22 protein-coding genes are annotated in these 21,897 nt (G+C 70.3%); 14 read left to right on the forward strand and 8 right to left on the reverse strand.

Features of this window, described 5'->3' with window-relative positions:
• Positions 1 to 133 precede the first annotated feature (133 nt).
• From A5714_RS18510 to A5714_RS18545, 8 genes are all read left to right on the forward strand, one after another.
• Entirely contained in the window at positions 134 to 1,060 is a 927-nt protein-coding gene (locus tag A5714_RS18510) for a DMT family transporter (protein WP_197513791.1), read from the forward strand.
• Between the two features lie 199 nt (positions 1,061 to 1,259).
• Positions 1,260 to 2,228: a DMT family transporter gene (locus tag A5714_RS18515; protein ID WP_068287588.1), complete on the forward strand. Its 969-nt coding sequence runs from the start codon at positions 1,260 to 1,262 to the stop codon at positions 2,226 to 2,228.
• Between the two features lie 40 nt (positions 2,229 to 2,268).
• Positions 2,269 to 2,970 (forward strand): hypothetical protein, encoded by a 702-nt coding sequence (locus A5714_RS18520; RefSeq protein ID WP_068287590.1) that lies wholly within the window; start codon positions 2,269 to 2,271, stop codon positions 2,968 to 2,970.
• 8 nt (positions 2,971 to 2,978) lie between these two features.
• Positions 2,979 to 3,902: a tRNA (adenosine(37)-N6)-dimethylallyltransferase MiaA gene (miaA, locus tag A5714_RS18525; RefSeq protein ID WP_068287657.1), complete on the forward strand. Its 924-nt coding sequence runs from the start codon at positions 2,979 to 2,981 to the stop codon at positions 3,900 to 3,902.
• Between the two features lie 4 nt (positions 3,903 to 3,906).
• Complete coding sequence (gene dapF, locus A5714_RS18530; RefSeq protein WP_068287593.1) at positions 3,907 to 4,776, forward strand: diaminopimelate epimerase; 870 nt, start codon at positions 3,907 to 3,909, stop codon at positions 4,774 to 4,776.
• Between the two features lie 46 nt (positions 4,777 to 4,822).
• The gene (gene hflX / locus A5714_RS18535; protein WP_068287601.1) at positions 4,823 to 6,244 is read left to right on the forward strand and encodes a GTPase HflX; all 1,422 of its coding nucleotides are present in this window, start codon (positions 4,823 to 4,825) and stop codon (positions 6,242 to 6,244) included.
• 114 nt (positions 6,245 to 6,358) lie between these two features.
• Positions 6,359 to 7,519, forward strand: coding sequence for an acyl-CoA dehydrogenase family protein (locus A5714_RS18540; protein WP_068287604.1), 1,161 nt, complete (start codon positions 6,359 to 6,361; stop codon positions 7,517 to 7,519).
• Positions 7,520 to 7,941: 422 nt separating this feature from the next.
• Positions 7,942 to 10,110 (forward strand): LGFP repeat-containing protein, encoded by a 2,169-nt coding sequence (locus A5714_RS18545; RefSeq protein ID WP_068287605.1) that lies wholly within the window; start codon positions 7,942 to 7,944, stop codon positions 10,108 to 10,110.
• A 9-nt stretch (positions 10,111 to 10,119) separates the two neighbouring features.
• On the opposite strand, the gene lexA is transcribed toward A5714_RS18545, so the two are convergent.
• Positions 10,120 to 10,818 (reverse strand): transcriptional repressor LexA, encoded by a 699-nt coding sequence (gene lexA / locus A5714_RS18550; protein WP_068074091.1) that lies wholly within the window; start codon positions 10,816 to 10,818, stop codon positions 10,120 to 10,122.
• A gap of 296 nt (positions 10,819 to 11,114) precedes the next feature.
• Here lexA and A5714_RS18555 point away from each other — a divergent pair, with 296 nt between their 5' ends.
• The 3 genes from A5714_RS18555 to A5714_RS18565 all read left to right on the forward strand — a co-directional run bounded on the left by A5714_RS18555 (position 11,115) and on the right by A5714_RS18565 (position 12,721).
• Entirely contained in the window at positions 11,115 to 11,612 is a 498-nt protein-coding gene (locus tag A5714_RS18555) for a LysM peptidoglycan-binding domain-containing protein (RefSeq protein WP_068287607.1), read from the forward strand.
• Between the two features lie 140 nt (positions 11,613 to 11,752).
• On the forward strand, positions 11,753 to 12,217 hold the full coding sequence (nrdR, locus tag A5714_RS18560) for a transcriptional regulator NrdR (protein ID WP_068074087.1): 465 nt from the start codon (positions 11,753 to 11,755) through the stop codon (positions 12,215 to 12,217).
• A gap of 18 nt (positions 12,218 to 12,235) precedes the next feature.
• The gene (locus A5714_RS18565) at positions 12,236 to 12,721 is read left to right on the forward strand and encodes a peroxynitrite isomerase (RefSeq protein WP_068287610.1); all 486 of its coding nucleotides are present in this window, start codon (positions 12,236 to 12,238) and stop codon (positions 12,719 to 12,721) included.
• A gap of 15 nt (positions 12,722 to 12,736) precedes the next feature.
• Here A5714_RS18565 and A5714_RS18570 read toward each other — a convergent pair whose 3' ends face one another.
• The 3 genes from A5714_RS18570 to A5714_RS18580 are packed head-to-tail and all read right to left on the reverse strand — an operon-like array spanning position 12,737 to position 15,532.
• Entirely contained in the window at positions 12,737 to 13,435 is a 699-nt protein-coding gene (locus A5714_RS18570) for a PhzF family phenazine biosynthesis protein (RefSeq protein ID WP_068287613.1), read from the reverse strand.
• Positions 13,436 to 13,468: 33 nt separating this feature from the next.
• Positions 13,469 to 14,500: an alpha/beta fold hydrolase gene (locus tag A5714_RS18575; RefSeq protein WP_068074081.1), complete on the reverse strand. Its 1,032-nt coding sequence runs from the start codon at positions 14,498 to 14,500 to the stop codon at positions 13,469 to 13,471.
• Positions 14,501 to 14,542: 42 nt separating this feature from the next.
• The gene (locus tag A5714_RS18580; protein WP_068074079.1) at positions 14,543 to 15,532 is read right to left on the reverse strand and encodes a proteasome assembly chaperone family protein; all 990 of its coding nucleotides are present in this window, start codon (positions 15,530 to 15,532) and stop codon (positions 14,543 to 14,545) included.
• Between the two features lie 229 nt (positions 15,533 to 15,761).
• Here A5714_RS18580 and A5714_RS18585 point away from each other — a divergent pair, with 229 nt between their 5' ends.
• Entirely contained in the window at positions 15,762 to 16,598 is an 837-nt protein-coding gene (locus A5714_RS18585) for a serine protease (protein ID WP_068287616.1), read from the forward strand.
• 10 nt (positions 16,599 to 16,608) lie between these two features.
• On the opposite strand, the gene sthA is transcribed toward A5714_RS18585, so the two are convergent.
• A complete protein-coding gene (sthA, locus tag A5714_RS18590; protein WP_068074075.1) occupies positions 16,609 to 18,024 on the reverse strand; it encodes a Si-specific NAD(P)(+) transhydrogenase in 1,416 nt (471 codons plus the stop codon).
• 113 nt (positions 18,025 to 18,137) lie between these two features.
• Between sthA and A5714_RS18595 the strand changes: the two genes are divergently transcribed.
• Positions 18,138 to 19,190 carry a DUF4192 domain-containing protein gene (locus A5714_RS18595; RefSeq protein ID WP_068287620.1) on the forward strand — a complete coding sequence of 351 codons (1,053 nt, stop codon included), beginning with the start codon at positions 18,138 to 18,140 and terminating at the stop codon, positions 19,188 to 19,190.
• Between the two features lie 21 nt (positions 19,191 to 19,211).
• On the opposite strand, the gene A5714_RS18600 is transcribed toward A5714_RS18595, so the two are convergent.
• From A5714_RS18600 to A5714_RS18610, 3 genes are all read right to left on the reverse strand, one after another.
• Positions 19,212 to 19,901: a metal-dependent transcriptional regulator gene (locus tag A5714_RS18600; protein WP_068074071.1), complete on the reverse strand. Its 690-nt coding sequence runs from the start codon at positions 19,899 to 19,901 to the stop codon at positions 19,212 to 19,214.
• Positions 19,902 to 20,025: 124 nt separating this feature from the next.
• Positions 20,026 to 21,015: a sigma-70 family RNA polymerase sigma factor SigB gene (gene sigB, locus A5714_RS18605; protein ID WP_068074069.1), complete on the reverse strand. Its 990-nt coding sequence runs from the start codon at positions 21,013 to 21,015 to the stop codon at positions 20,026 to 20,028.
• A 139-nt stretch (positions 21,016 to 21,154) separates the two neighbouring features.
• The gene (locus A5714_RS18610; protein ID WP_156671283.1) at positions 21,155 to 21,577 is read right to left on the reverse strand and encodes a DUF3099 domain-containing protein; all 423 of its coding nucleotides are present in this window, start codon (positions 21,575 to 21,577) and stop codon (positions 21,155 to 21,157) included.
• An 80-nt stretch (positions 21,578 to 21,657) separates the two neighbouring features.
• Here A5714_RS18610 and A5714_RS18615 point away from each other — a divergent pair, with 80 nt between their 5' ends.
• Positions 21,658 to 21,897 (forward strand): DUF3039 domain-containing protein, encoded by a 240-nt coding sequence (locus A5714_RS18615; RefSeq protein WP_068074065.1) that lies wholly within the window; start codon positions 21,658 to 21,660, stop codon positions 21,895 to 21,897.

A 21,897-nucleotide genomic window follows, 5' to 3' on the forward strand; every position in this document is an offset into this window, starting at 1 on the left:
CGCTCTGCGGTGACGCAATAGCTCGACGGTACCCGGGGTCGCGGGCCGGTAAGAGCCGGGCGCCGGGTGACGCGGTTCGCATGATTCGTGCAGCGGCCCTGGGTGCCGCGTGTCGATGGGGAGGTCGGTCGCCATAGCCAAGGTGGATATCGCGGCGCTGCTGGCGCTGGTCGCGGCGCTGCTGTCCGGGGTCGGCGACGTTATCCGGCAGCGTTCCGCGCAGGAGATCACCGACCAACAGGTCGGCCACCTGGAGTTGCTGCGCATGTCGTTGCGCGACGCGCGGTGGTGGCTGGGCGGCGGCGCAGCGGTGGGGAGTTTCGCGTTGCAAGCCGTGGCGCTCGGCCTGGGATCGGTCGTGTTGGTGCAGGCCCTGCAGGTGACGGCGCTGCTGTTCGCGCTCCCGGTGTACGCCTGGATGACGAGGCAGGGGCTGAGCCGCTGGGAGTGGATGTGGGCGCTGCTGCTGGCCGGCGCCGTGGCGGTGTTCGTCGCCGTCGGCGAACCGGCGGCCGGCGTCCAGCGGGCACCGTTGCACTCCTGGGCGATCGTGGCGCTGGTGGCGGGGCCGGCCATGGTGTTCTGCGTGTTCGGTGCGCGCCTATGGTCGGGGCCGCTGGCCGCGGTGCTGCTGGCGCTCGTCTCGGCGTCGTCGTGGGCGCTGTTCTCGGTGTTCACCAAGGCCGTCGTCGACGTGCTCCCGGGCGGCGCCGGGGCGCTGCTGCGCGCCCCCGAGCTGTACGGCTGGCTGCTGGTCGCGGTGCTGGGCACCATCTTTCAGCAGTCCGCGTTCCGGGCCAGTGCGCTCACGGCGTCGCTGCCGACGATGACGGTGGGCGAGCCGCTGGTCGCGTCGGTGCTGGGGGTGACCGTGCTCGGCGAGACCCTCAACACCAACGGCCCCAAGCTGTTGGCCCTGCTGGCCGCGGTGGCGGTGGTGGTGCTCGCCACGACCGCGCTGGCCCGCGGCGAAGCCGCCTCGATGAACGCCCACGACGTGCCGCCCGGGAAGCCGCAGGACGACCCGCTGGTGCCGTCCAGCGCGGCCCGCGAGGCCTGAGTTCGACCGCCGTTTTCATACCGGTAGCCCAGCTGTTACATAGGTTAAGGAAGTAATAATCAAAGGGTTACCTGCGGCGTCCTCGACGACGTGTCCAGCGTCATAGAGTCGTAGCTGAACCGATGGCAAACTGTGCGTGTCTTCGGGGGCGCTTCGGGGAAAGCTGAGTCGAAGCGGTAGGGGGCGGAGGGGTCGATACATGTCCAAGGTTGATGTCGCGGCGTTGCTTGCGTTGTTTGCCGCGCTGGCGTCCGCGGTGGGTGATGTGATCCGGCAACGCTGCGCTCACGAGGTCACCGACGGCGACGTCGGCCACCTGGAGCTGTTCCGGATGTCGTTGCGCGACACCCGTTGGTGGCTCGGCGGCTTGGCGGCGGTGGCCAATTACAGCCTGCAGGCGGCGGCCCTGGCGTGGGGGTCGGTGGTTCTGGTGACGGCCCTGCAGGTCACGGCGCTGCTGTTCGCGTTGCCCATCTACGCCCGCCTCGCCGGCCACCGCGTCGGCGTGCGCGACTGGGCCTGGGCGCTGGTCCTGGCCGCCGCCCTGGCCGTCGTGATCATCGTGGGCGACCCCGCCGCCGGCGACCAGCGCGCGCCGCTGCAGACCTGGGTCGTGGTGGCGCTGGTGATGGTGCCCCTGCTGGTGGCGTGCGTCGTGGCCGCCCGGATCTGGGCGGGCAGCCCGTTCGCCGCGGTGCTCCTCGCCGTGGTGGCCGGGTCGTCCCTGGCGTTGTTCGCGGTGCTCACCAAGGGAATCGTCGAGATGGCCGAGGGCAACCCGCTGCGCGTCCTGACGTCCCCCGAGTTCGTGCCGTGGATTCTGGTCGCCCTGGCCGGGATGATCTTCCAGCAGTCGGCGTTCCGGGCCGGCGCCCTGACTGCGTCGTTGCCGACGATGACCGTCGCCAAACCCGTCGTCGCCGGCCTGCTCGGGGTGGTGGTGTTGGGGGAGACGCTCAACGCGGCCGGCCCCAAGGCGTTCCTGCTCGTCGGCGCGGTCGCCGTGGTGATCGTCGCGACCGTCGCGCTGGCCCGTGGCGAGGCCGCAACCATCGAGCGGTCCGAGCTCCTGGGGGATCGCCGCCCGCCGGCCGAGCGGCCCGCGCATTCCGACGACGAGGACTGCGGCCCCTTCAGCGATCGCCTGGTGATCGCCGACGTGCGGTAGCCCGGACACCCCGTCTGGGCGCGCCCGTTAGTTTGGTGGCGTGCTGAGCGGCATCGCGATCATCCCGTCGGCGCCGGTGCTGGTGCCCGCGCTCTCCGGCGCGGCCGCCGCGGAGGTGGCCGAGCTGACCGCCGCGTGTGTGGCTGCGGCCGCCCTGCTGCCGCACCGCTGGATCGTCCTGGGCTGCCGCGACGGCGGCGACAGCGAGCGCGTGTGGGGGCCCGAATCGTCGGGCACCTTCGCCGGTTTCGGCGTCGACGTCCGGGTGCACCTGGCGCCGGCCGCCGGGGAACCGCGACCGCCGGCCGCGCTGCCGGTGTGCGCGCTGATCGCCGGCTGGGTGCGCGGCCAGGCGCAGCCGCAGGCCAGCGCGCAGGTCCGCACCTACCGCGCCGACCTCGATCCCGACGTCGCGCGCGCCACGGGCCGGCGGCTGCGTGCCGACATCGAGCAGTCACGCGACCCGATCGGCGTCCTGGTGGTCGCCGACGGCGCCAACACGCTGACACCCGCGGCCCCCGGCGGATACGACCCCGGCAACGCCGGCGCGCAGGACGCGCTGGACGACGCGCTGGCCGGCGGCGACGTCGCCGCCCTGCGGCGGCTACCCGACCAGATCCTGGGCCGAGTCGCCTTCCAGGTGCTCGCCGGCCTCGCCGAGCCCGGGCCGCGGTCGGCCAAGGACCTCTACCGGGGGGCGCCCTACGGCGTGGGGTATTTCGCCGGCGCCTGGCAGCCGTGAGCCCGCCCGTGCGACCGCTGGCGATCATCGGCCCGACGGGCACCGGCAAATCGCAGCTGGCCCTGGACTTCGCCGAGCGCGTCGGCGCCGAGGTGGTGAACGCCGACGCGATGCAGCTCTACCGCGGCATGGACATCGGCACGGCCAAGCTGCCCGTCGTGGCGCGCCGCGGCGTCGCGCACCACCAGCTCGACGTCCTCGACGTCACCGAGACCGCGACCGTCGCCCGCTACCAGAGCGCGGCGGCGGCCGACGTGGACGCCATCGCGGCCCGCGGTGCCGTGCCGCTGATCGTGGGCGGCTCGATGCTCTACCTGCAATCGCTGCTCGACGACTGGTCGTTTCCCGCGACCGATCCCGAGGTGCGGGCCCGCTGGGAGCGGCGCCTGGCCGAAGTGGGGGTGGGCGCGCTGCACGCCGAACTGGCCCGCCGCGACCCCGCCGCGGCCGCCGCGATCCTGCCGACCGACGGGCGGCGCACGGTGCGCGCCCTCGAAGTGGTCGAGCTGACCGGGCTGCCGTTCGCGGCGTCCGCGCCGCGCATCGGCACCCCGCGGTGGGGTGCCGCCATCATCGGATTGGACTGTGCGACCGCGGTTCTCGACGAGCGCCTGGCCCGACGGACCGACGCGATGTTTGAGCAGGGGCTGGTGGAGGAAGTGCGAGCGCTGCTCGACAACGGGCTGCGCGAGGGGGTCACCGCCGGGCGTGCCCTCGGTTACGCGCAGGTGATCGCCGCGCTCGACGCCGGCGGGGGACCCACCGCGATCGGCGCGGCCCGCGAGCAGACGTTCGTGGGCACCCGGCGGTATGTGCGCCGGCAGCGGTCCTGGTTTCGTCGTGACCACCGGGTGCACTGGGTGGACGTCACCGCGGACGATCGGTCCGCCGCCGTCGCCGAAACGCTGAGGGTCTGGCGCGACGTATCCTGAGCTGGTGAAATTCGCGAAGGGGCACGGCACCGAGAACGACTTCGTCGTGCTGCCCGACGTGGACGCCGCTCTGACCCTCGACGCGGCGCGGGTGGCGGCCCTGTGCGATCGGCGGCGCGGCCTGGGCGCCGACGGCGTGCTGCGGGTCACCACCGCCGGCGCCGCACTGTCGGCCGGCGTGCTGGACCGGCTGCCCGAGGGCGTCGGCGCCCCGGACTGGTACATGGACTACCGCAACGCCGACGGTTCCGTCGCGCAGATGTGCGGCAACGGCGTGCGGGTCTTCGCGCACTACCTGCGGGCCAGCGGCCTGGAGTCGCGGGACGCGTTCGTCGTTGCGTCGCTGGCCGGCCCGCGGCCCGTGACCGTGCACCACGCCGACGCCACCGCCGCCGAAATCACCGTCGACATGGGCAAGGCCAACACGTGCGGCCCGGGCACGGCGGTGGTCGGTGGCCGGCGGTTCTCCGGGCTCGCCGTCGACGTGGGCAATCCCCACCTGGCGTGCGTCGACCCAACGCTGACGCCGGAGGCGTTGGCCGCTCTGGATGTGGCGGCGCCCGTCGGCGTCGACGGGGCCCAATTCCCCGACGGCGTCAACGTCGAGATCGTCACCGCGGCGGCCGGCGGGGTGGTGCACATGCGGGTGCACGAGCGCGGCGTCGGGGAAACCCGCTCCTGCGGCACCGGCACGGTCGCGGCCGCGGTCGCGGCCCTCATCGGCGGTGGTGCCGCCACCGGCACCCTCACGGTCCGGGTGCCGGGCGGCGAGGTCGACGTCACCGTCACCGACGACACCAGCTACCTGCGGGGCCCCTCGGTGTTGGTCGCCAACGGAGAGATCAGCGAGCAGTGGTGGTCCCAGCAACGTTAATCGGGGTGCGCGTCGGCGTTTTCGCGTGCATCATCGGATATTGCCTATGACGTATCCCGAACATCGCGATCCCGAGCCCAGTACGGGCGAACTCGCCCTCGAAGACCGGTCCGCGCTACGCCGCGTCGCGGGCCTGTCCACCGAACTCACCGACGTCTCCGAAGTCGAATACCGCCAGCTGCGCCTCGAGCGGGTCGTGCTGGTGGGCGTGTGGACCGACGGCACCGCCGCGGACAGCCAGGCCAGCATGGCCGAGTTGGCGGCCCTCGCCGAGACCGCCGGCTCCCAGGTGCTGGAGGGTCTGATCCAGCGCCGCGACAAGCCCGACCCGTCCACCTACATCGGCTCCGGCAAGGCCCAGGAGCTGCGCGCGGTGGTCCTGGCGACCGGCGCTGACACCGTCATCTGCGACGGCGAGCTGTCGCCCGCGCAGCTGACCGCGCTGGAGAAGGCGGTCAAGGTCAAGGTCATCGACCGCACCGCCCTGATCCTGGACATTTTCGCCCAGCACGCCACCAGCCGGGAAGGCAAGGCGCAGGTCTCGCTCGCCCAGATGGAGTACATGCTGCCGCGCCTGCGCGGCTGGGGTGAGTCGATGTCCCGGCAGGCCGGCGGCCGGGCCGGCGGCAGCGGCGGCGGCGTGGGCCTGCGCGGCCCCGGTGAGACCAAGATCGAGACCGACCGGCGCCGCATCCGCGAGCGGATGGCCAAGCTGCGCCGCGAGATCAAGGACATGAAACAGGTGCGCGACACCCAGCGCAGCCGCCGCCTGCACGCCGACCTGCCGGCCGTCGCCATCGTCGGCTACACCAACGCGGGCAAGTCGAGCCTGCTCAACGCGCTCACCGGCGCGGGTGTCCTGGTGCAGGACGCGCTGTTCGCCACCCTGGAACCCACCACCCGGCGGGCCGAATTCGCCGACGGCCGCCCGTTCGTCCTGACCGACACCGTCGGCTTCGTCCGGCACCTGCCGACCCAACTGGTCGAGGCGTTCCGCTCCACTTTGGAGGAGGTCGCCGACGCGGACGTGCTGGTGCACGTGGTCGACGGCTCCGACGCCCACCCGTTGGCCCAGATCAACGCCGTGCGCCAGGTCGTCACCGAGGTGCTCGCCGACTACGGCGCCGACGGAAGCGACGCGCCCCAGGAGTTGGTGGTGGTGAACAAGGTGGACGCGGCCAGCGACCTGACGCTGGCCAAGCTGCGGCACGCGTTGCCCGGCGCGATGTTCGTGTCGGCGCACACCGGCGAGGGCATCGACGCGTTGCGGCGCCGGATCGCGGAGCTCGCCGTGCCCGCCGACGCCGCCGTCGACGTCGTGATCCCGTACGACAGGGGTGATCTGGTGGCGCGGCTGCACGCCGACGGGCGCATCCAGCAGGAGGAGCACTGCGCCGAGGGCACCCGGATCAAGGCGCGGGTCCCCGTCGCGCTCGCCGGGCGCCTGCGCGAGTTTGCTGCCGGCTGACCCCGTCGCCGTTCGACGCACCGCGACCCCCGGGCGGCACCCAGCCGCGCGCCGACCAACCGTCTGGTTGGTATATGTTGGGCGGCAGCCAACCCACTCGCCGGAGGTCCTTCAATGAGCAGTGCCATCAAATACCAGCGCACTCTTTTCGAGTCGGAGCACGAGCTGTTCCGCGAGTCCTACCGGTCGTTCCTCGAACGGCACGTCGCGCCGTATCACGACGAGTGGGAGAAGGCGAAGATCGTCGACCGCGGTGTCTGGCTGGAGGCCGGAAAGCAGGGCTTCCTGGGCATGGCGGTTCCCGAGGAGTACGGCGGCGGGGGAGACGGCGACTTCCGCTACAACACCATCATCACCGAGGAGACGACGCGGGGCCGTTTCAGCGGGATCGGTTTCGGGTTGCACAACGACATCGTCGCGCCCTACCTGCTGGAGCTGGCCACCGAGGAGCAGAAGCAGCGCTGGCTGCCCAAGTTCTGCACCGGCGAGCTGATCACCGCGATCGCGATGACCGAGCCGGGCACCGGCAGCGACTTGCAGGGCATCAAGACCCGCGCGGTCGCCCACGGCGACCACTATGTGCTCAACGGGGCAAAGACTTTCATCACCAACGGAATCAACGCCGACCTGGTGATCGTGGTGGCCCAAACAGATCCCGACAAGGGTGCGCAAGGGTTCTCGCTGCTCGTCGTCGAGCGCGGCATGCAGGGTTTCGAGCGCGGCCGTCACCTGGACAAGATCGGCCTGGACGCGCAGGACACGGCCGAGCTGTCGTTCACCGACGTGCACGTGCCCGCCGAAAACCTGCTGGGCCAAGAGGGTATGGGGTTCATCTACCTCATGCAGAACCTGCCGCAGGAGCGCATCTCGATCGCCATCATGGCGGCCGCCGCCATGGAGCAGACGCTCGAGCAGACGCTGCAATACACCAAGGAGCGCAAGGCTTTCGGCAAGCCGATCGGCAGCTTCCAGAACACCCGATTCGTGCTGGCCGAGCTTGCCACCGAGGCGACCGTGGTGCGCGTCATGGTCGACGAGTTCATCCGGTTGCACCTGGACAAGAAGCTGACGGCCGAGCAGGCCGCAATGGCCAAGTGGTACAGCACCGAAAAGCAGGTGCACCTGATCGACCGGTGCCTGCAACTGCACGGCGGCTACGGCTACATGCGCGAATACCCCGTTGCGCGTGCCTATCTCGACGCCCGGGTGCAGACCATCTATGGCGGCACCACCGAGATCATGAAGGAGATCATCGGTCGCAGCCTCGGGGCCTGACCCGGGCGACCGGTAGAACCGCTGCCGGACAACGGCATCGGCCGCCGCCGCGGCGCGTTGTGCTGTGGCGGGCCCGTGTCACCCGCGCTGTCGCGGGCCGCCCGTTCGGCGGTTGAGGACCTGCGGCGTCGGGCGCCACGATAACGCCGCCGCAGCACGAACGGGACCGTATTTGGCTGCGATTCGGCGATCGGTGCGCATCATTTCGACATCGGCGGGGTCTCCATTCTTATAAAATTCGTCATTTGACTTCGCATTTCTTCTTCGCTGGAGCAAAGTTATGCGAGCCCGGTGATATACGCGGATCGTCAGGGGGTAGCTACCTGGCACGAGCACGGCCCGCGCGCCGGACGGAAGTACGGCATCGTCGCAGATAGGGGCGTCCGTCGGCTGGGAGGCTAGGTGTTGGGCAGAGGGGTCACATGCGCAGGCTGATCGGGAGTGTGTGCGTCAGCTTGACGACCGCAGCGCTCGCCGCCGTATTGCTTGCGCCGGCCGCCGGGGCGAGCCCCATCGGCGACGCCGAGGCCGCGATCATGGCCGCCTGGGACAAGGCCGGCGGTGACGGATCCCCGCTGGGCGCCCGCAAGGGCGACGTGTACCCGGTGGCCGACGGCTTCGCCTGTGACTTCGACGGCGGCAAGATGTTCTTCACCCCCGCGACCGGCGCCAAGTTCATGTACGGGCCGATCCTGGACAAGTACGAGTCGCTCGGCGGCCCCGTCAGCAGCGACCTGGGATTCCCCGCCATCAACGAGGTGCCCGGCCTGGCCGGGCCCGACAGCCGGGTGAGCACCTTTTCCGCCAGCGACAAGCCGGTGATCTATTGGACGCCCGAGCACGGCGCGTTCGTGGTGCGCGGAGCGATCAACTCGGCCTGGGACAAGCTCGGCAGCTCCGGCGGTGTGCTGGGCGTCCCGGTCGGTGACGAGACCTACAGCGGCGAGGTGTCGTCGCAGAAGTTCTCCGGTGGCCAGGTGTCCTGGAACCGCGAGACCAAGCAGTTCACCACCGATCCGCCCGCCTTGGCCGACCAGTTGAAGGGCCTGCAGGTCGCCATCGACCCGACCGTGGCGATCAACATGGCGTGGCGCGCGGCCGGCGGGGCGGGCGGCCCGTTGGGCGCCAAGCAGGGCGCCCAGTACCCCGTCGGCGGCGATGGCATCGTCCAGAACTTCGCCGGCGGCAAGGTCTTCTTCAACGCCGCCACCGGTGCCAACGCCATCGAGAACGACATCCTGGGCAAGTACGAGCAGCTGGGCGGCCCGGCGGGCAGCGGGCTCGGGTTCCCCGTCGCCAACGAGTCCGACGGCGGCCTGCCGCCGTCCAGCCGGATCGCCACCTTCTCGGCCGCCGACAAGCCGGTGATCTTCTGGACCTCCGACCACGGCGCGTTCGTCGTGCGCGGCGCGATGAAGGCGGCCTGGGACAAGCTGCGCGGCCCGACCGGAAAACTGGGCGCGCCCGTCGCCGACCAGACCGTCGACGGCGACGTGATCACCCAACAGTTCTCGGGCGGCAAGGTGTCCTGGAACCGGGCGAAGAACACTTTCAGCACGGAACCGGCCAACCTGGCGCCGCTGTTGTCCGGGCTGCAGATCTCCGGTCAGAACCAGCCGAGCGGGTCGGTCCTGCCGCCCAGCGCCAAGAAGGCCGAGTGGAACTGGTGGTGGCTGCTGGCCGGGGTGCCGGTGCTCGTCCTGTTGGTGGTGTCGGCGGTGCTGGCGGTCGGATGGCGGCGCCGGCGCCGCGCCGCCCCGGTCGGGGCCGGGTACGCGCCAGGGTACGACGGCGCCGACCCGCACTGGGGGCCCGAGGACGCCCCCGACGAGCACTACGCGCTCGGCGCGCCGCAGGACGCGGAGCCCGCGCGGGTCGGTTGGCGGCGCGGCGGGTTCGGTGACGACGACTACGGGCGCGACGACGAGGATCCCGACGCCGTCGACACCGACCACTTCCCGGTCCCGTCCGAAGCGATGCTGGCGCAGGCCGGTTACGACGAGGGCTACGGCCAGGCCGATTACGACCAGGCCGGGTACGCCGAGGACCCCTTTGACGAGGCCGGCTATCCCGACGAGGCGCGCGAGCCCGACGACCACTCCGACCAGCACGGCGACGAGTATGCCGACCAGTACGGCGACGAGTACGCCGACGTGGTGCCGGAGGATGCCGTCGGCGAACCGGGGGAGTACCTCGACGCGGCCGAACCCAGCGCGCCGCACGACGCCGACTATGCGGACGGGCCGGCCGCATCCGCGGACCAAGGTTCGTCGCACGGCGGCGCCCCGCCGGAGGCCGTGGCAGCCGGTGCGGCCGCGGCCTCCGGCGGAGCGCGCCGGGCGGGGCGGCACGCGGCCGCCGACACCGACGACGACGTGAACGGAAGCCGGCCCGCGGCGAGCGGCCGGCCGACCATTCACCTGCCCCTGGACGACCCGTACCAGGTGCCCGACGGATACCCGATCAAGGCGAGCGCCCGCTTCGGGCTGTACTACACGCCAGGCAGCGACCTGTACCAGGACACGCTCGCCGAGATCTGGTTGGCCAGCGAGGAAGTCGCCGAGGCGAACGGATTCACCCGCGCGGACTGACCCGCGGCATCAAACCTTGCGGATGACCGTCACGACCTTGCCGAGCACGGTCGCGTCGTTGCCCGGGATCGGGTCGAACGCGGGGTTGTGCGGCATGAGCCACACCTGGCCGCCGGCCCGCTTGAACGTCTTGACGGTGGCTTCACCGTCGAGCATCGCCGCGACGATGTCGCCGTTGTCGGCCACGTTCTGCTGGCGCACCACCACCCAGTCGCCGTCGCAGATCGCGGCCTCCACCATCGAGTCGCCAACCACCTTCAGCAGGAACAGGGTGCCCTCGCCGACCAGTTCACGCGGCAACGGGAAGACGTCCTCGACGGCCTCCTCGGCGAGGATCGGCCCGCCCGCGGCGATGCGACCGAGCACCGGCACGAAGGTGGGTTCGGGCAGCGCGTCCGACCCGGCGACCTCGGTCGCGGGCGCCACCACGTCCTCGTCGGCGCCGCGGACGTCTACCGCGCGGGGCCGGTTGGGGTCGCGTCGCAGATAACCCTTACGTTCCAGGGTGCGCAGCTGGTGGGCGACCGACGAGGTCGAGGTGAGGCCGACGGCGTCCCCGATCTCCCGGATGCTGGGCGGGTAGCCGCGGGTGGTGACCGAGGTGCGGATGACGTTGAGGATGGTGCGCTGCCGCTCGGTCAGCGAGGAGTCCACAGACTGCAGTCGAACGGCGGGATCGGCCGCTGAGGTGTCGTTGCTGTCGCTCATGGCACTGAATGTAGCCGCACCGCCGACAAGAATCAAACATGTGTTCGACTAGCGTGTCGGAGTGCGGCCTCCGGGAACAAAACGCCGCTGAAGTCGGTAATCACAAATGTGTAACTCTTCGGACAATCGGGTATTTGAGCCTCATGCCAGTGCTAACGACCGACAGCGGGTTGTCGGTGGCGTGGTCTAGCGTTTTGCTCGCGTGCGACACGCTTCGCTCAAATGTTCGGTTATCGAACACACGAGCGATACTGTCGAACGCACGAGCGAGGATCAGTTGACCGGAGGAACGCAAGATGACAATCGTCCACACAGTCTCGCAGCGCCCCAGTAGCGCGCGTCGTCCGATCAACGGGCCTGTGCACGACCCTCGCTACGGCCACGTCGGCGTGGCGGCCCGCTCCCGCCGCCCCGGCCCGTCGCGGCCCGCGGGCCAGGCGACGCGGTACTACGGAACCGGGGTCGCGATGTCACGCGCCCCGCACCGCAAGCGCGCCGTCACCTGGCTGACCACCATCGGACTGGCGCTCGGCGCCGGCGCGATCACCCTCTGGCTGGGCCTGGTCGCCAACGTCGGGCAAGCGCTAAACGGCGAGTCCACCGCCGCAACCGCCCACGTCCCCAACCGTCTCGCTGTCGTCAAGGTCGAAGCGGGGGAGTCCCTGCAAGACGTCGCCCACCGGGTGGCGCCCGACGCGCCGACCGGTCAGGTCGCCCAGCGGATCCGCGAACTCAACGACTTGAACTCGCCGAGCCTGGTCGCCGGCCAGACGCTGATCGCCCCCATCGGCTGAATCCGGCCATGCCCGTCGCCCGCGTTGCCCGCCGCGCCGCGCCCGCCCGCGCCCGACGCCTCCATTCGCCGCGCAGGTCAGGGCGCGGGTAGGCTCGAAGCTCTGCGGTCCCCGGTCGTCGGCACATCAAAGGAGCGGTCATGCATTGTCCGTTCTGCCGGCACCCCGACTCGCGAGTGATCGACTCGCGGGAGACCGACGAGGGGCAGGCCATCCGCCGCCGCCGCTCCTGCCCGGAGTGCGGCCGCCGTTTCACCACCGTCGAATCCGCGGTGCTGGCCGTCGTCAAGCGCAGCGGCGTCACCGAACCCTTCAGTAGGGAAAAGGTGATCAGTGGCGTGCGCCGGGCGTGCCAGGGCCGACAGGTCGACGACGACGCGCTGAACCTACTGGCCCAGCAGGTCGAGGACACCGTGCGTGCGGCGGGTTCACCCGAGGTGCCCAGTCACGAGGTCGGGCTGGCCATCCTCGGTCCGCTGCGTGACCTCGACGAGGTGGCCTACCTGCGGTTCGCGTCGGTGTACCGCTCGTTTTCGTCCGCCGCCGACTTCGAGCGCGAGATCCAGGCGCTGCGCGAACATCGGAAGGTCTCGACGCCGGGCTGAGGTCTAGGCTGAGGACCCATGCCCGTCGAACTGCATCCCGATCTGGCGGAGCTCGCCCCGCTGCTGGGCGCCTGGGCCGGTCGGGGGTCGGGGAAGTATCCGACCATCGAGCCCTTCGACTACGACGAAGAAGTGGTGTTCGGCCACGTCGGTAAACCGTTTTTGGCCTACGGCCAGAAGACCCGGGCGGTCGCCGACGGCACGCCGCTGCACGCCGAAACCGGATACCTTCGCGTGCCGCGGCCCGGACGCGTCGAGTGGGTGCTGGCCCACCCGAGCGGCATCACCGAAATCGAGGTCGGCACCTATTCGCGCGCCGGCGACGTGATCGACATCGCGACGGCGACCGCGACCATTGGCCTGTCGCCGACGGCCAAAGAGGTGACCGCCGTGGGCCGTTCGCTGCGCCTCGCCGGCGACGAGCTGTCCTACACGGTGCAGATGGGCGGGGTCGGGCAACCGCTGCAGGACCACCTCGCCGCGGTGCTGCACCGGCAGCGCTGAGCGACGGTCGGCGCGTCAGTTGACTTGGCGCACACCGTCATTGACCACCCGCCCGGTGACTCCCACCCAGCCCTCGGCGTTCCAGGTGGTTTCGATGACCGACCCCTTGCCTTGGGTGATGAAAAGATCCCGGCTCAGGTAGTCGGTGATCCGCATGGCCGCCGAGCCGGTCGCCTCGTCCTCGGTCACGCCGAGATTCGCGGCGAACATGCGGCTGCGTACCGCGCCCGCGGCCCGGTCGGTCCACGTCCACAGGTAATGCGAGGTGTCGTCGGTGAAATCAGCCGGGTCGGCGTCGAAAAGGGCTGTTGCAGAATCGAATTCGTGCAGGGCGAATTCCGGTGCCCATTCCGATCGGGCGCTGATCCCGGTGCCGTCACCGCGCGCACCCACGCCGTGGCTGACCTGAACCACACCGGCCGGGATGCTTAACGTGTTGATCGGTGCGCCGGTCTCGCGCAGCCACCACGCGGCGCCCACGGTCGGGTGCCCGGCGAACGGCAGCTCGGTTCGCGGCGTGTGGATCACGGCGTGCGCGGTCGTCGCGCCCGCGGCGGGTACCTCCACGAAAATCGTTTCGCTGAAACCCAATCGGGTCGCCAGCCGCTGCCGATCGCGGGGCTCGACCTGGCGCGCGTCGACCACGCCGAGCGGGTTGCCGTGGTTACCTTCGAAATCGGTGAAGACCCGCAAAACCGTCACGTCGATGGCCATGCCGCGACTGTACGACCCGCGACGTGGCGCGCGTCAGGTGGCGCTGCGTTCGTCGGAGCCCATCGCGCTCAACACCGCGACGCGCGTGGGAGCGGGGCCGGTGACGGCCTTTTCGCCGCCGCCGGTGCGCAACAACTGGCGCAGGGCGGCCTGGTCGTATTCACCCGGTTGGGTGCTGTCGATGAAGCGTTCGACGACATCGAGGAAGCGGGCCGGGTCGTCGTGGAAGGGGAAGTGGCCGGAGCCCTCGAAGATCTCCAGGCGCGACCCCGGCATTGCGGCGTGCGCCATCCACGCGTGCCGGACGGGGACCACCACATCTTTGCTGCCCCAGACGATTTGCACCGGGATGGCCTCGGTGAGGTAGCACCGGTCGAGCATGGTCACGATCTGGCCCCGCCAGTCGACCACGGCCCGCAGGGTGCGGCTGAACGCCGCCGAGGCGGTCGGCTCCGGCAGGTCGTCGAGGATCCGCAGGACGTTGGGCAGGTCGCGGCCCAGGCCCGTGCTGCCCAACGCCATGCCGAGCACGCGGCCCGTGATCTGTACGGCCGGCAGCACCAGGGGCAGGCGCAGCAGCGCCAAGGCTTCGCTGCCCAGCGGCAGCGAGGCCCAGCGGAACACGACGTTGACGTCCTTGGTGACCCCGCCGGTGCCCACCAGGATGAGCCGCTCCACCAGATGCGGGAACTGGTAGGCGAATTGCATGGCCACGCCGCCGCCCAGGGAATGACCGACGATGGTCACCCGTTCGATGTCCAGGACGCTGAGCAGGTCCCGCATTCCGTTGGCGTAGGCGGCCACCGAGTAGTCGGCCCGTGGCTTGTCAGACTTCCCGTGGCCCAACAGGTCCGGCGCGATGACCGTGAACCGCTGGGCGAGCTTGGCCTGCACCGCGTTCCACGTGGTGGAGTTGTCGCCGATGCCGTGGATCAACAGGATCGCCGGCCCGGAACCCGCGATCCGGTAGGCCCGCCGGTAGCCGTGGATGGTGCGGAATTCCAGCCGGGGTGCGGTCACTTCACGCACCGGGCGGAGCGTGCTGTTGCGCTTCCGCTCGGTCATATCGCCAACCTTGCTGTCGGGCCGGGCGCAGAGCGGGCCGGGCTAAGGGCGGGGCGGGTCAGGCCTGTCGTCGTCGTCGAACTTCTTCTCTGCCTGCTGGGCCAGGAATCGCTCGAACTCCGCGCCAAGCTCGTCGCCGCTGGGCAGATCCTCGTCGTGCGTTAGTAACGATCTGTTTTCTTGAGCGTCGATGAAGGCATCGTACTGGCGCTCCAGCGCGGTCACCACTTGAGCGACCTCGGCGCTCGCCTCGACCTGCTCGTCGACCTTCGCGCGGATCACGGCGGCCGCCTCGGTCAGCGCCATCAGGGGCAGTTCCAGCGAGGCGGTCTTGGCGACCTGGGCGAGCAGCGCCTCGGCGGCGGCCGGGTAGTCGGTCTGGGTGAGGTAGTGCGGCACGTGGACGGTGAAGCCGACCACCTCGTGGCCGTGCTGAGCCATCCGGTACTCCAGCAGGTTCGACGCGCTGCCGGGGACCTGGATTTCGGAGATCCACGGCTGGAAGTTGGCGATCAGCTCGGGATTGTTGGAGTGCGCGGTCATCGTGATCGGGCGCGTGTGGGGCACGGCCATGGGCACCGTGCCCAGGCCGATCGTCTGCCGCACGTTGAGCCGCTCGGCCAGCAGCCGCACGGCGGTGATGAAGCGTTCCCACTTCAGGTCCGGCTCCATGCCGGCCAGCAACAGGAACGGGGTGCCGACGGTGTCCCGGAACGCGTACAAATTCAACTCCGGGTCGTCGTAGCTGGTGAAGTGATCGGTCTTGAACGTCATCAACGGCCGCCGCGACCGGTAGTCCAGCAATTCATCGATGGCGAACGACGCGACCAACTCGCCCTCCAGCACGGCCTTGAGGTGGGTGGCGGCCAGCCGGATGGCGTGGCCGGCATCGGAAAAGCCCTCCAGGGCGTGCACCAGCACCGGGCCGCGGCCGTCGGCCGCCGACAAGTGCGGCGCCGGCAGCTCGAGCTCGTACATGCCGGCCTGACCGGGCTGGTAGTAGCTGTCGTCCGGGTCCTGGTGGTGAGCCATCGTGGGTTTGCCTCCTGTCGGGGGTTTCTCCAGGGTGCCCTACCAAGTGTCCCCCGAATCAGGGGACATCGATATTGCACAGCGAACTCACTTCGCGTCCTGCCTGTGAAACGCGGCTTGGCGTAACGGTAATCCGGCGGGGCGGCCGCACGCCCCGCGGGCGTTCGACCAGCAAACCGACGCCGGCGCCGTGGCGCGCGCGAGTCGGCCGGGCCGGTCCCCGTCAGGCATGATGAAACCGATGCGCTTACCGGTGGTCGTGCTCTGCTCGGTGGTCGGCGTCACCGCGTCGCTGACGTCGTGCGCCCGGCCGGTCGAGCATGCGTCGGGCGCCCCGGTGGCCGCGCCGCGGATCGGGGGGTCGGTTCAACGGCTCGGCCAGCCCCAACAGCAGGCGGCCGCCGCGCCGGTCGAGCCGGACCGGCGTGTCGGCGCGATCTTCGTCGACGGCGGTCCTTTGCACGTCTGCACGGGTTCGGTGGTGCACTCGTCGGCGGGAAACCTGATGATGACCGCAGCGCACTGCCTGGCCGGCGCCTCGCAGGTGACGTTCGTCCCCGGCTTCGCCGGCGACGCGGCGCCCGCGCCCGCCGACGTGTGGAAGGCCGACGCCGTCTACCTCGATCCGCGCTGGACCGCCAGCAAAGACCCGCACGCCGATTATGCGGTCGCCCGGGTGACCAATGACGCCGGCGGCTCGGTGGAGTCGCGCGTCGGCCTGGCGCTGACGCTCGGGACCACCCCGCCGCCCGGCAGCCGCGTGACCGTGCTCGGCTATCCGGCCGGGGTGGGCGGCTCGCCGATCGGCTGCCAGGCCAGCACCTCGGTCTCGGACAGCGGCTTCCCGGCGCTGGCGTGTGAGGGCATGGTGGACGGCACCAGCGGCGGGCCGTGGGTCAGCGGGACCACGCTGATCGGGCTGATCGGCGGGCTGGAGCGGGGCGGCTGCGCGGCGAACGTGTCGTACTCGGCCCCGTTCGACGCGCACACCGCGCAATTGCTGGCCCGCGCCGAGGCCGGGGGCCCCGGCGACCCCGTGCCCAGCGACCTCGACGACGCGTGCTAGCGCCGCGGCCCTACCGGCGGAACTGGTTGAGCGCTCGCACCTTGTTCATCACGTCGAGCGCCGCCACCTTGTACGCCTCGGAGAACGTCGGGTAGTTGAACACCGCGTCGACGAGGTATTCGACGGTGCCCCCGCAGCCCATCACAGCCTGGCCGATGTGGACCATCTCCGTGGCGCTGGTGCCGAAGATGTGGACGCCGAGCAGCTTCAGGTCGTCGGTGGACACCAGCAGTTTGAGCATGCCGTAGGAGTCGCCGGCGATCTGGCCGCGGGCCAGCTCGCGGTAGCGGGCGACGCCGACCTCGTAGGGGATCGCGTTCTTGGTCAGCTCCACCTCGGTGGACCCCACGTAGGAGACCTCGGGGATGGAGTAGATGCCGATGGGCTGTAGCTCGGTGATGCCGTCGGTCGGCTCGCCGAACGCGTGGTAGGCGGCCACCCGGCCCTGCTCCATGGAGGTCGCGGCCAGGGCCGGGAAGCCGATGACGTCGCCGACGGCGTAGATGTGCGGCACCTTGGTCCGGAAGAAGTCATCGACGAAGATCCGGCCGCGGTTGTCGGCCTCGAGTTCGGCGTTGTGCAGGTCGAGGTGGTCGGTCTGGCCCTGCCGCCCGGCCGAATACATGACCGTCTCGGCGGGAATCTGCTTGCCGCTGGCCAGGGTGGTGACGGTGCCCGCCGAGCCGACGTCGACCGCGGTCACCTCCTCGCCGAACCGGAAGGTCACCGCCAGGTCGCGCAGATGGAACTTCAGCGCCTCGACGACCTCGGGGTCACAGAAGTCGAGCATGTCGCTGCGCTTCTCCACGACGGTGACCTTGGTGCCCAGCGCGGCGAACATCGAGGCGTATTCGATGCCGATGACGCCGGCGCCGACCACCACCATCGACGCGGGAAGCGTCTTCAGGTCGAGGATCCCGTCGGAGTCCAGCACGCGGTCCTCGTCGAACTCCACGCCGGACGGCCGGGCCGGCCGGGTTCCGGTGGCGATGACGACGTATTCGCCGCTGATGGTGATCTTTTCGCGCCGCGCCGGGTCCTCGACCTCGATGGTGTGCGGGTCGACGAAGCGACCGTGGCCGACCAGCAGGTCGATGCGGTTGCGCATCAGCTGGTTGCGCACCACGTCGACTTCCTTGCCGATCACGTGCTGCGTCCGCGCCAACAGGTCGGCGGGGGTGATCTTCTCCTTGACGCGATAGCTCGCCCCGTACAGCTCTCGCTGCGTCATGCCCGTGAGGTAAAGCACCGCTTCCCGCAACGTTTTTGAGGGAATGGTGCCGGTTTGGACGCACACACCGCCCAGCATCTGCCCGCGTTCGACGACGGCGACGGACTTGCCCAACTTGGCCGAGGCGATGGCGGCCTTCTGCCCGCCGGGCCCCGATCCGATGACCACCATGTCGTACTCTTGCGCCGAGCTCATGGCGTAAACAGTAAAGCAGCTGCACTCACAGTGCTGGCTTCGTCCACAGGTCCGAACGGGCACCGGGCCGCGTGCGCACCGCCTGACGGTGGCGACCGTCAGCGTTGGTGCTCATGACGAGGGATCAACCTGACTTCGAACTGACCCGCCCCGGTGCGCTCATCGCCGCGCTGCCCGCCGTTCTCGGCTTCGTTCCCGAAAGTTCATTGGTTCTGGTGTCTTTGGACGGCGGCGAACTCGGGTCGGTACTGCGGGTCGACCTCTCCGAAGAACTCGCGGGCGCGGTGGGGCAGCTGGCGGACGTCGCCGCCGCGGCCGGCCCCGAGGCCGCGATCGCGGTCATCGTCGACGCCGAGGGCGCGCTCTGCCCCAGCTGCAACGACGACTACCGGCGCCTGTGCACGGCGCTCACGGAGGCGCTGGCGCAACACGGGATTGCGCTGTGGGCCGCGCACGTCGTCGACCGGGTCGCCGCGGGCGGCTCCTGGCACTGCGTGGATGGCTGCGGTGCGAGCGGCGTCGTCGACGATCCGGCGGCGTCACCGCTGGCCGCCGCCGCGGTGCTGGAAGGGCGGCGGCTCTACGCCCGGCGGGCAGACCTGCAGGCCGTGATCGCGCCCGAGGCGCGCAGCGCCGGGCTGGCCGACGCGGTCCGTAACCAGGGCGTGCTGCGCCGGGCGGCGCAGCGCGCGCAGCCGGGCCGGTGCGCCCGCGCCGACGTCGAGCGGGCGCTGGCCGCCGCGGCGCGGGTCGCCGCCGGTGAGTCGGTGCCCGACGACGAGGTGGCCGCGTTGGGGTGCGCGCTGTGCGACGCGCAGGTGCGCGACATGCTCTACGCGTTGGCGGTCGGCGAGGACGCGGGTGCGGCCGAGTCGCTGTGGGCCCTGCTGGCCCGCGTGCTGCCGCCGCCGTGGCGGGTCGAGGCGCTGGTGCTGCTCGCCTTCAGCGCCTACGCGCGGGGCGACGGTCCGCTGGCCGGGGTGTCGCTGGAGGCCGCGCTGCGCTGCGACGCCGACCATCGGATGGCGGGCATGCTGGACACCGCGTTGCAATCGGGGTTGCGGCCGGAAGACATCCGGGAACTCGCGATGACCGGCTACCGGCTGGCCAAGCGGCTCGGGGTGCGGCTGCCGCCGCGGCGATCGTTCGGCCGCCGGGCCGGGTAGGCGGCAGCGGCCGGCGCGCGCTCAGACCTTCTCGACCTTGACGGCGTGGGCCATCTCGTGCGGCAGGGTGACGTTTTCGTGGCCCGGGATCAAGATGGTGACGCCGGCGGGCCCGGTCTCGACCGTCACCCGGGCGTTGGGCACCACGCCGGCGTCCTTCAGTCGGCTGATCAGGTCGATGTCGCCCTGCACGTGCTCGGTCAACTGCCGGACCACCACGGCGACCGGCGCGCCCGCGGGCAGCTCGGTCAGCCGGACCAGGGGTGCCTCTTCGGCGCCCGAGTCGGGCCCGACGCCCAGGTCCAGCAGGCCGGGGATCGGGTTTCCGAAGGGGGAGGTGGTCGGGTGGTTGAGCACCTTGACCAGCCGGCGCTCGACGTCCTCGCTCATCACGTGCTCCCACCGGCATGCCTCGGCGTGCACTTCCTCCCAGGGCAGCCCGATGACGTCGACCAGCAGCCGCTCGGCGAGGCGGTGCTTGCGCATGACGGCCACCGCCAAGGCGCGGCCCTTGTCGGTGAGCTCGAGGTGCCGGTCGCCGGCCACGTGCAGCAGCCCGTCACGCTCCATCCGGGACACGGTTTGGCTGACGGTCGGCCCGCTCTGATCGAGGCGTTCGGCGATGCGGGCACGCAGCGGTGTCACGCCCTCTTCCTCGAGGTCGTAGATGGTCCGCAGGTACATCTCGGTGGTGTCAACCAGGTCGTTCATTCAGCACCTTCCATCGACGCTGAGTCTACTTGGCCAGCTGCATGAATGGTTGTAACGGCTCCCAGGCAAGCAGTATGCCCGCCGCGATGCGGCGGGCATACTGTCTCGTGGCCGTGCTGGGGCGTCAGCTTGCGTAGGACCGCAGCCGGTCCGCGCGCTCGCCGTGACGCAGCTTGCTCATCACGTCGCGCTCTATCTGCCGGACCCGCTCGCGGGACAGACCGAACAACTTGCCGATCTGGTCCAGCGTGCGCGGCTGACCGTCGTCCAGGCCGAAGCGCAACCGGATCACCTGATGCTCGCGCTCGTCGAGAGTGGCCAGCACGCTGCGGATGTCGGTGTGCAGCAGCTCGGCGATCACCGCGTTCTCCGCGGACATCGCCTCGGCGTCCTCGATGAAGTCCCCCAGCGGGGCTTCCTCTTCCGAGCCGACCGGCATGTCCAGGCTCACCGGGTCGCGGCTGTGCTCGAGCAGGTCGTTGATCTTCTCGACCGGGATGCCGGATTCGGCGGCCAGTTCCTCGTCGGTGGCCTCGCGGCCCAGGTTCTGGTGCATCTCCCGCTTGATCCGCGCCAGCTTGTTCACCTGCTCCACCAGGTGCACGGGCAACCGGATGGTGCGGCTCTGGTCGGCCATGCCGCGGGTGATCGCCTGACGAATCCACCAGGTGGCGTACGTCGAGAACTTGAATCCCTTTGTGTAGTCGAACTTCTCCATCGCGCGGATCAGTCCGAGGTTGCCCTCCTGGATGAGGTCCAGCAACGGCATCCCGCGACCCGTGTAACGCTTGGCCAGCGACACCACCAGGCGCAGGTTGGCCTCCAGCAGGTGGCGGCGGGCCGCCTCACCGTCCCGGACGACGGCCTCCAGGTCGCGTCGGCGGTTGTCTCCGAGGCGCTTGCGGGTCTCCAGCAGATGCTCCGCGTAGAGGCCGGCCTCGATGCGCTTGGCCAGTTCGACTTCACCCGCCGCGTTGAGCAAGGCCGTCTTACCGATTCCGTTGAGATACACGCGCACCAGGTCCGCTGCCGGGCTTTGGGCATCCAGATCGCCGTCAAATCTGCTCGTGCTGGCGTTCGCCATAGCGACCTCCCGTTCGGCTTGTTCTGTCATTGAGTTAACGACAGATCAGCCCTGTGAGTTCCCAGCGCCTTCTCACTTCACACGTCGTGACGTGCAGAAATGTGCCTGCGACCTGAGAATGTCCTGAGAAGTGCGAAAGATCTGCGCCGGCGCCGGAACCGGCCGGGCCCTAGCGCGGCCCGTAGCCGCCGGGCGGACTTGTCGGCCAACCCGCCTGCGGGGGGCGCGGCGGCTCGATCGCCGCGCGCTCGGCGCGGGGGAATAGCGGGGTGCGCCGGTGCGCGTCGTCGAAGCGGCGCGGCTCGTCGGCGCTGCGTGGGGGTCGGTCGTTGGCGATCAGCACGGCCATCCAGGGCAGCGGGATCGACAACGCCACGATGGCCAGCGAGATCAGCCCGTTGTGCCAGGCGCCGTACGCCAGCGCCGCCAGGACCAGCGCGGGAATCCGGAACGCCATCAACGTCATGTACTTGCGCACCCGGGCGCGGTGCTGCTCCTCGTAGGAGACGGCGGCACCGGTGATCAGCACCGGCCTGCCGTCGTCGTCGAACCCCAAGTCGGAGCCGTGCTTCATTTCTCCACTGTCCCACAAGATCAGGTTTCCGGCTTGAGCGATTTTGCCGAGCGACGGCGCGCTGCCGGCGACGCGCCGGCCAGGGCAGAATGTGAGGCATGCAGACCCAGACGATCGAACGCACCGAGACCGACGAACGCGTCGACGACGGGACCGACGGCGACACCCCGAAGTTCTTCCACTACGTCAAGAAGGACAAGATCGCCGAGAGCGCGGTGATGGGCAACCACGTCGTGGCGTTGTGCGGCGAGGTCTTCCCCGTCACCCGGGCGGCGAAGCCGGGGTCGCCGGTGTGCCCGGAATGCAAGGAGATCTACGAGCGGCTCAAGCGCGACTGA

The organism is Mycobacterium sp. E2462 (assembly GCF_001672685.1).
GTDB lineage: Bacteria > Actinomycetota > Actinomycetes > Mycobacteriales > Mycobacteriaceae > Mycobacterium.

Excerpts from the sequence above, each read along its gene's own strand:
- A5714_RS18565 (WP_068287610.1), top strand. The coding sequence starts at position 12,236 with ATGCCCGTCGAACTGCATCCCGATCTGGCGGAGCTCGCCCCGCTGCTG.
- A5714_RS18585 (WP_068287616.1), top strand. The coding sequence starts at position 15,762 with ATGATGAAACCGATGCGCTTACCGGTGGTCGTGCTCTGCTCGGTGGTC.
- A5714_RS18595 (WP_068287620.1), top strand. The coding sequence starts at position 18,138 with ATGACGAGGGATCAACCTGACTTCGAACTGACCCGCCCCGGTGCGCTC.
- sigB (WP_068074069.1), bottom strand. The coding sequence starts at position 21,015 with ATGACAGAACAAGCCGAACGGGAGGTCGCTATGGCGAACGCCAGCACG.
- hflX (WP_068287601.1), top strand. The coding sequence starts at position 4,823 with ATGACGTATCCCGAACATCGCGATCCCGAGCCCAGTACGGGCGAACTC.
- A5714_RS18615 (WP_068074065.1), top strand. The coding sequence starts at position 21,658 with ATGCAGACCCAGACGATCGAACGCACCGAGACCGACGAACGCGTCGAC.
- A5714_RS18515 (WP_068287588.1), top strand. The coding sequence starts at position 1,260 with ATGTCCAAGGTTGATGTCGCGGCGTTGCTTGCGTTGTTTGCCGCGCTG.
- lexA (WP_068074091.1), bottom strand. The coding sequence starts at position 10,818 with ATGAGCGACAGCAACGACACCTCAGCGGCCGATCCCGCCGTTCGACTG.
- A5714_RS18540 (WP_068287604.1), top strand. The coding sequence starts at position 6,359 with ATGAGCAGTGCCATCAAATACCAGCGCACTCTTTTCGAGTCGGAGCAC.
- A5714_RS18575 (WP_068074081.1), bottom strand. The coding sequence starts at position 14,500 with ATGACCGAGCGGAAGCGCAACAGCACGCTCCGCCCGGTGCGTGAAGTG.
- sthA (WP_068074075.1), bottom strand. The coding sequence starts at position 18,024 with ATGAGCTCGGCGCAAGAGTACGACATGGTGGTCATCGGATCGGGGCCC.
- A5714_RS18580 (WP_068074079.1), bottom strand. The coding sequence starts at position 15,532 with ATGGCTCACCACCAGGACCCGGACGACAGCTACTACCAGCCCGGTCAG.
- A5714_RS18545 (WP_068287605.1), top strand. The coding sequence starts at position 7,942 with ATGCGCAGGCTGATCGGGAGTGTGTGCGTCAGCTTGACGACCGCAGCG.
- A5714_RS18600 (WP_068074071.1), bottom strand. The coding sequence starts at position 19,901 with ATGAACGACCTGGTTGACACCACCGAGATGTACCTGCGGACCATCTAC.
- A5714_RS18555 (WP_068287607.1), top strand. The coding sequence starts at position 11,115 with ATGACAATCGTCCACACAGTCTCGCAGCGCCCCAGTAGCGCGCGTCGT.
- nrdR (WP_068074087.1), top strand. The coding sequence starts at position 11,753 with ATGCATTGTCCGTTCTGCCGGCACCCCGACTCGCGAGTGATCGACTCG.
- A5714_RS18570 (WP_068287613.1), bottom strand. The coding sequence starts at position 13,435 with ATGGCCATCGACGTGACGGTTTTGCGGGTCTTCACCGATTTCGAAGGT.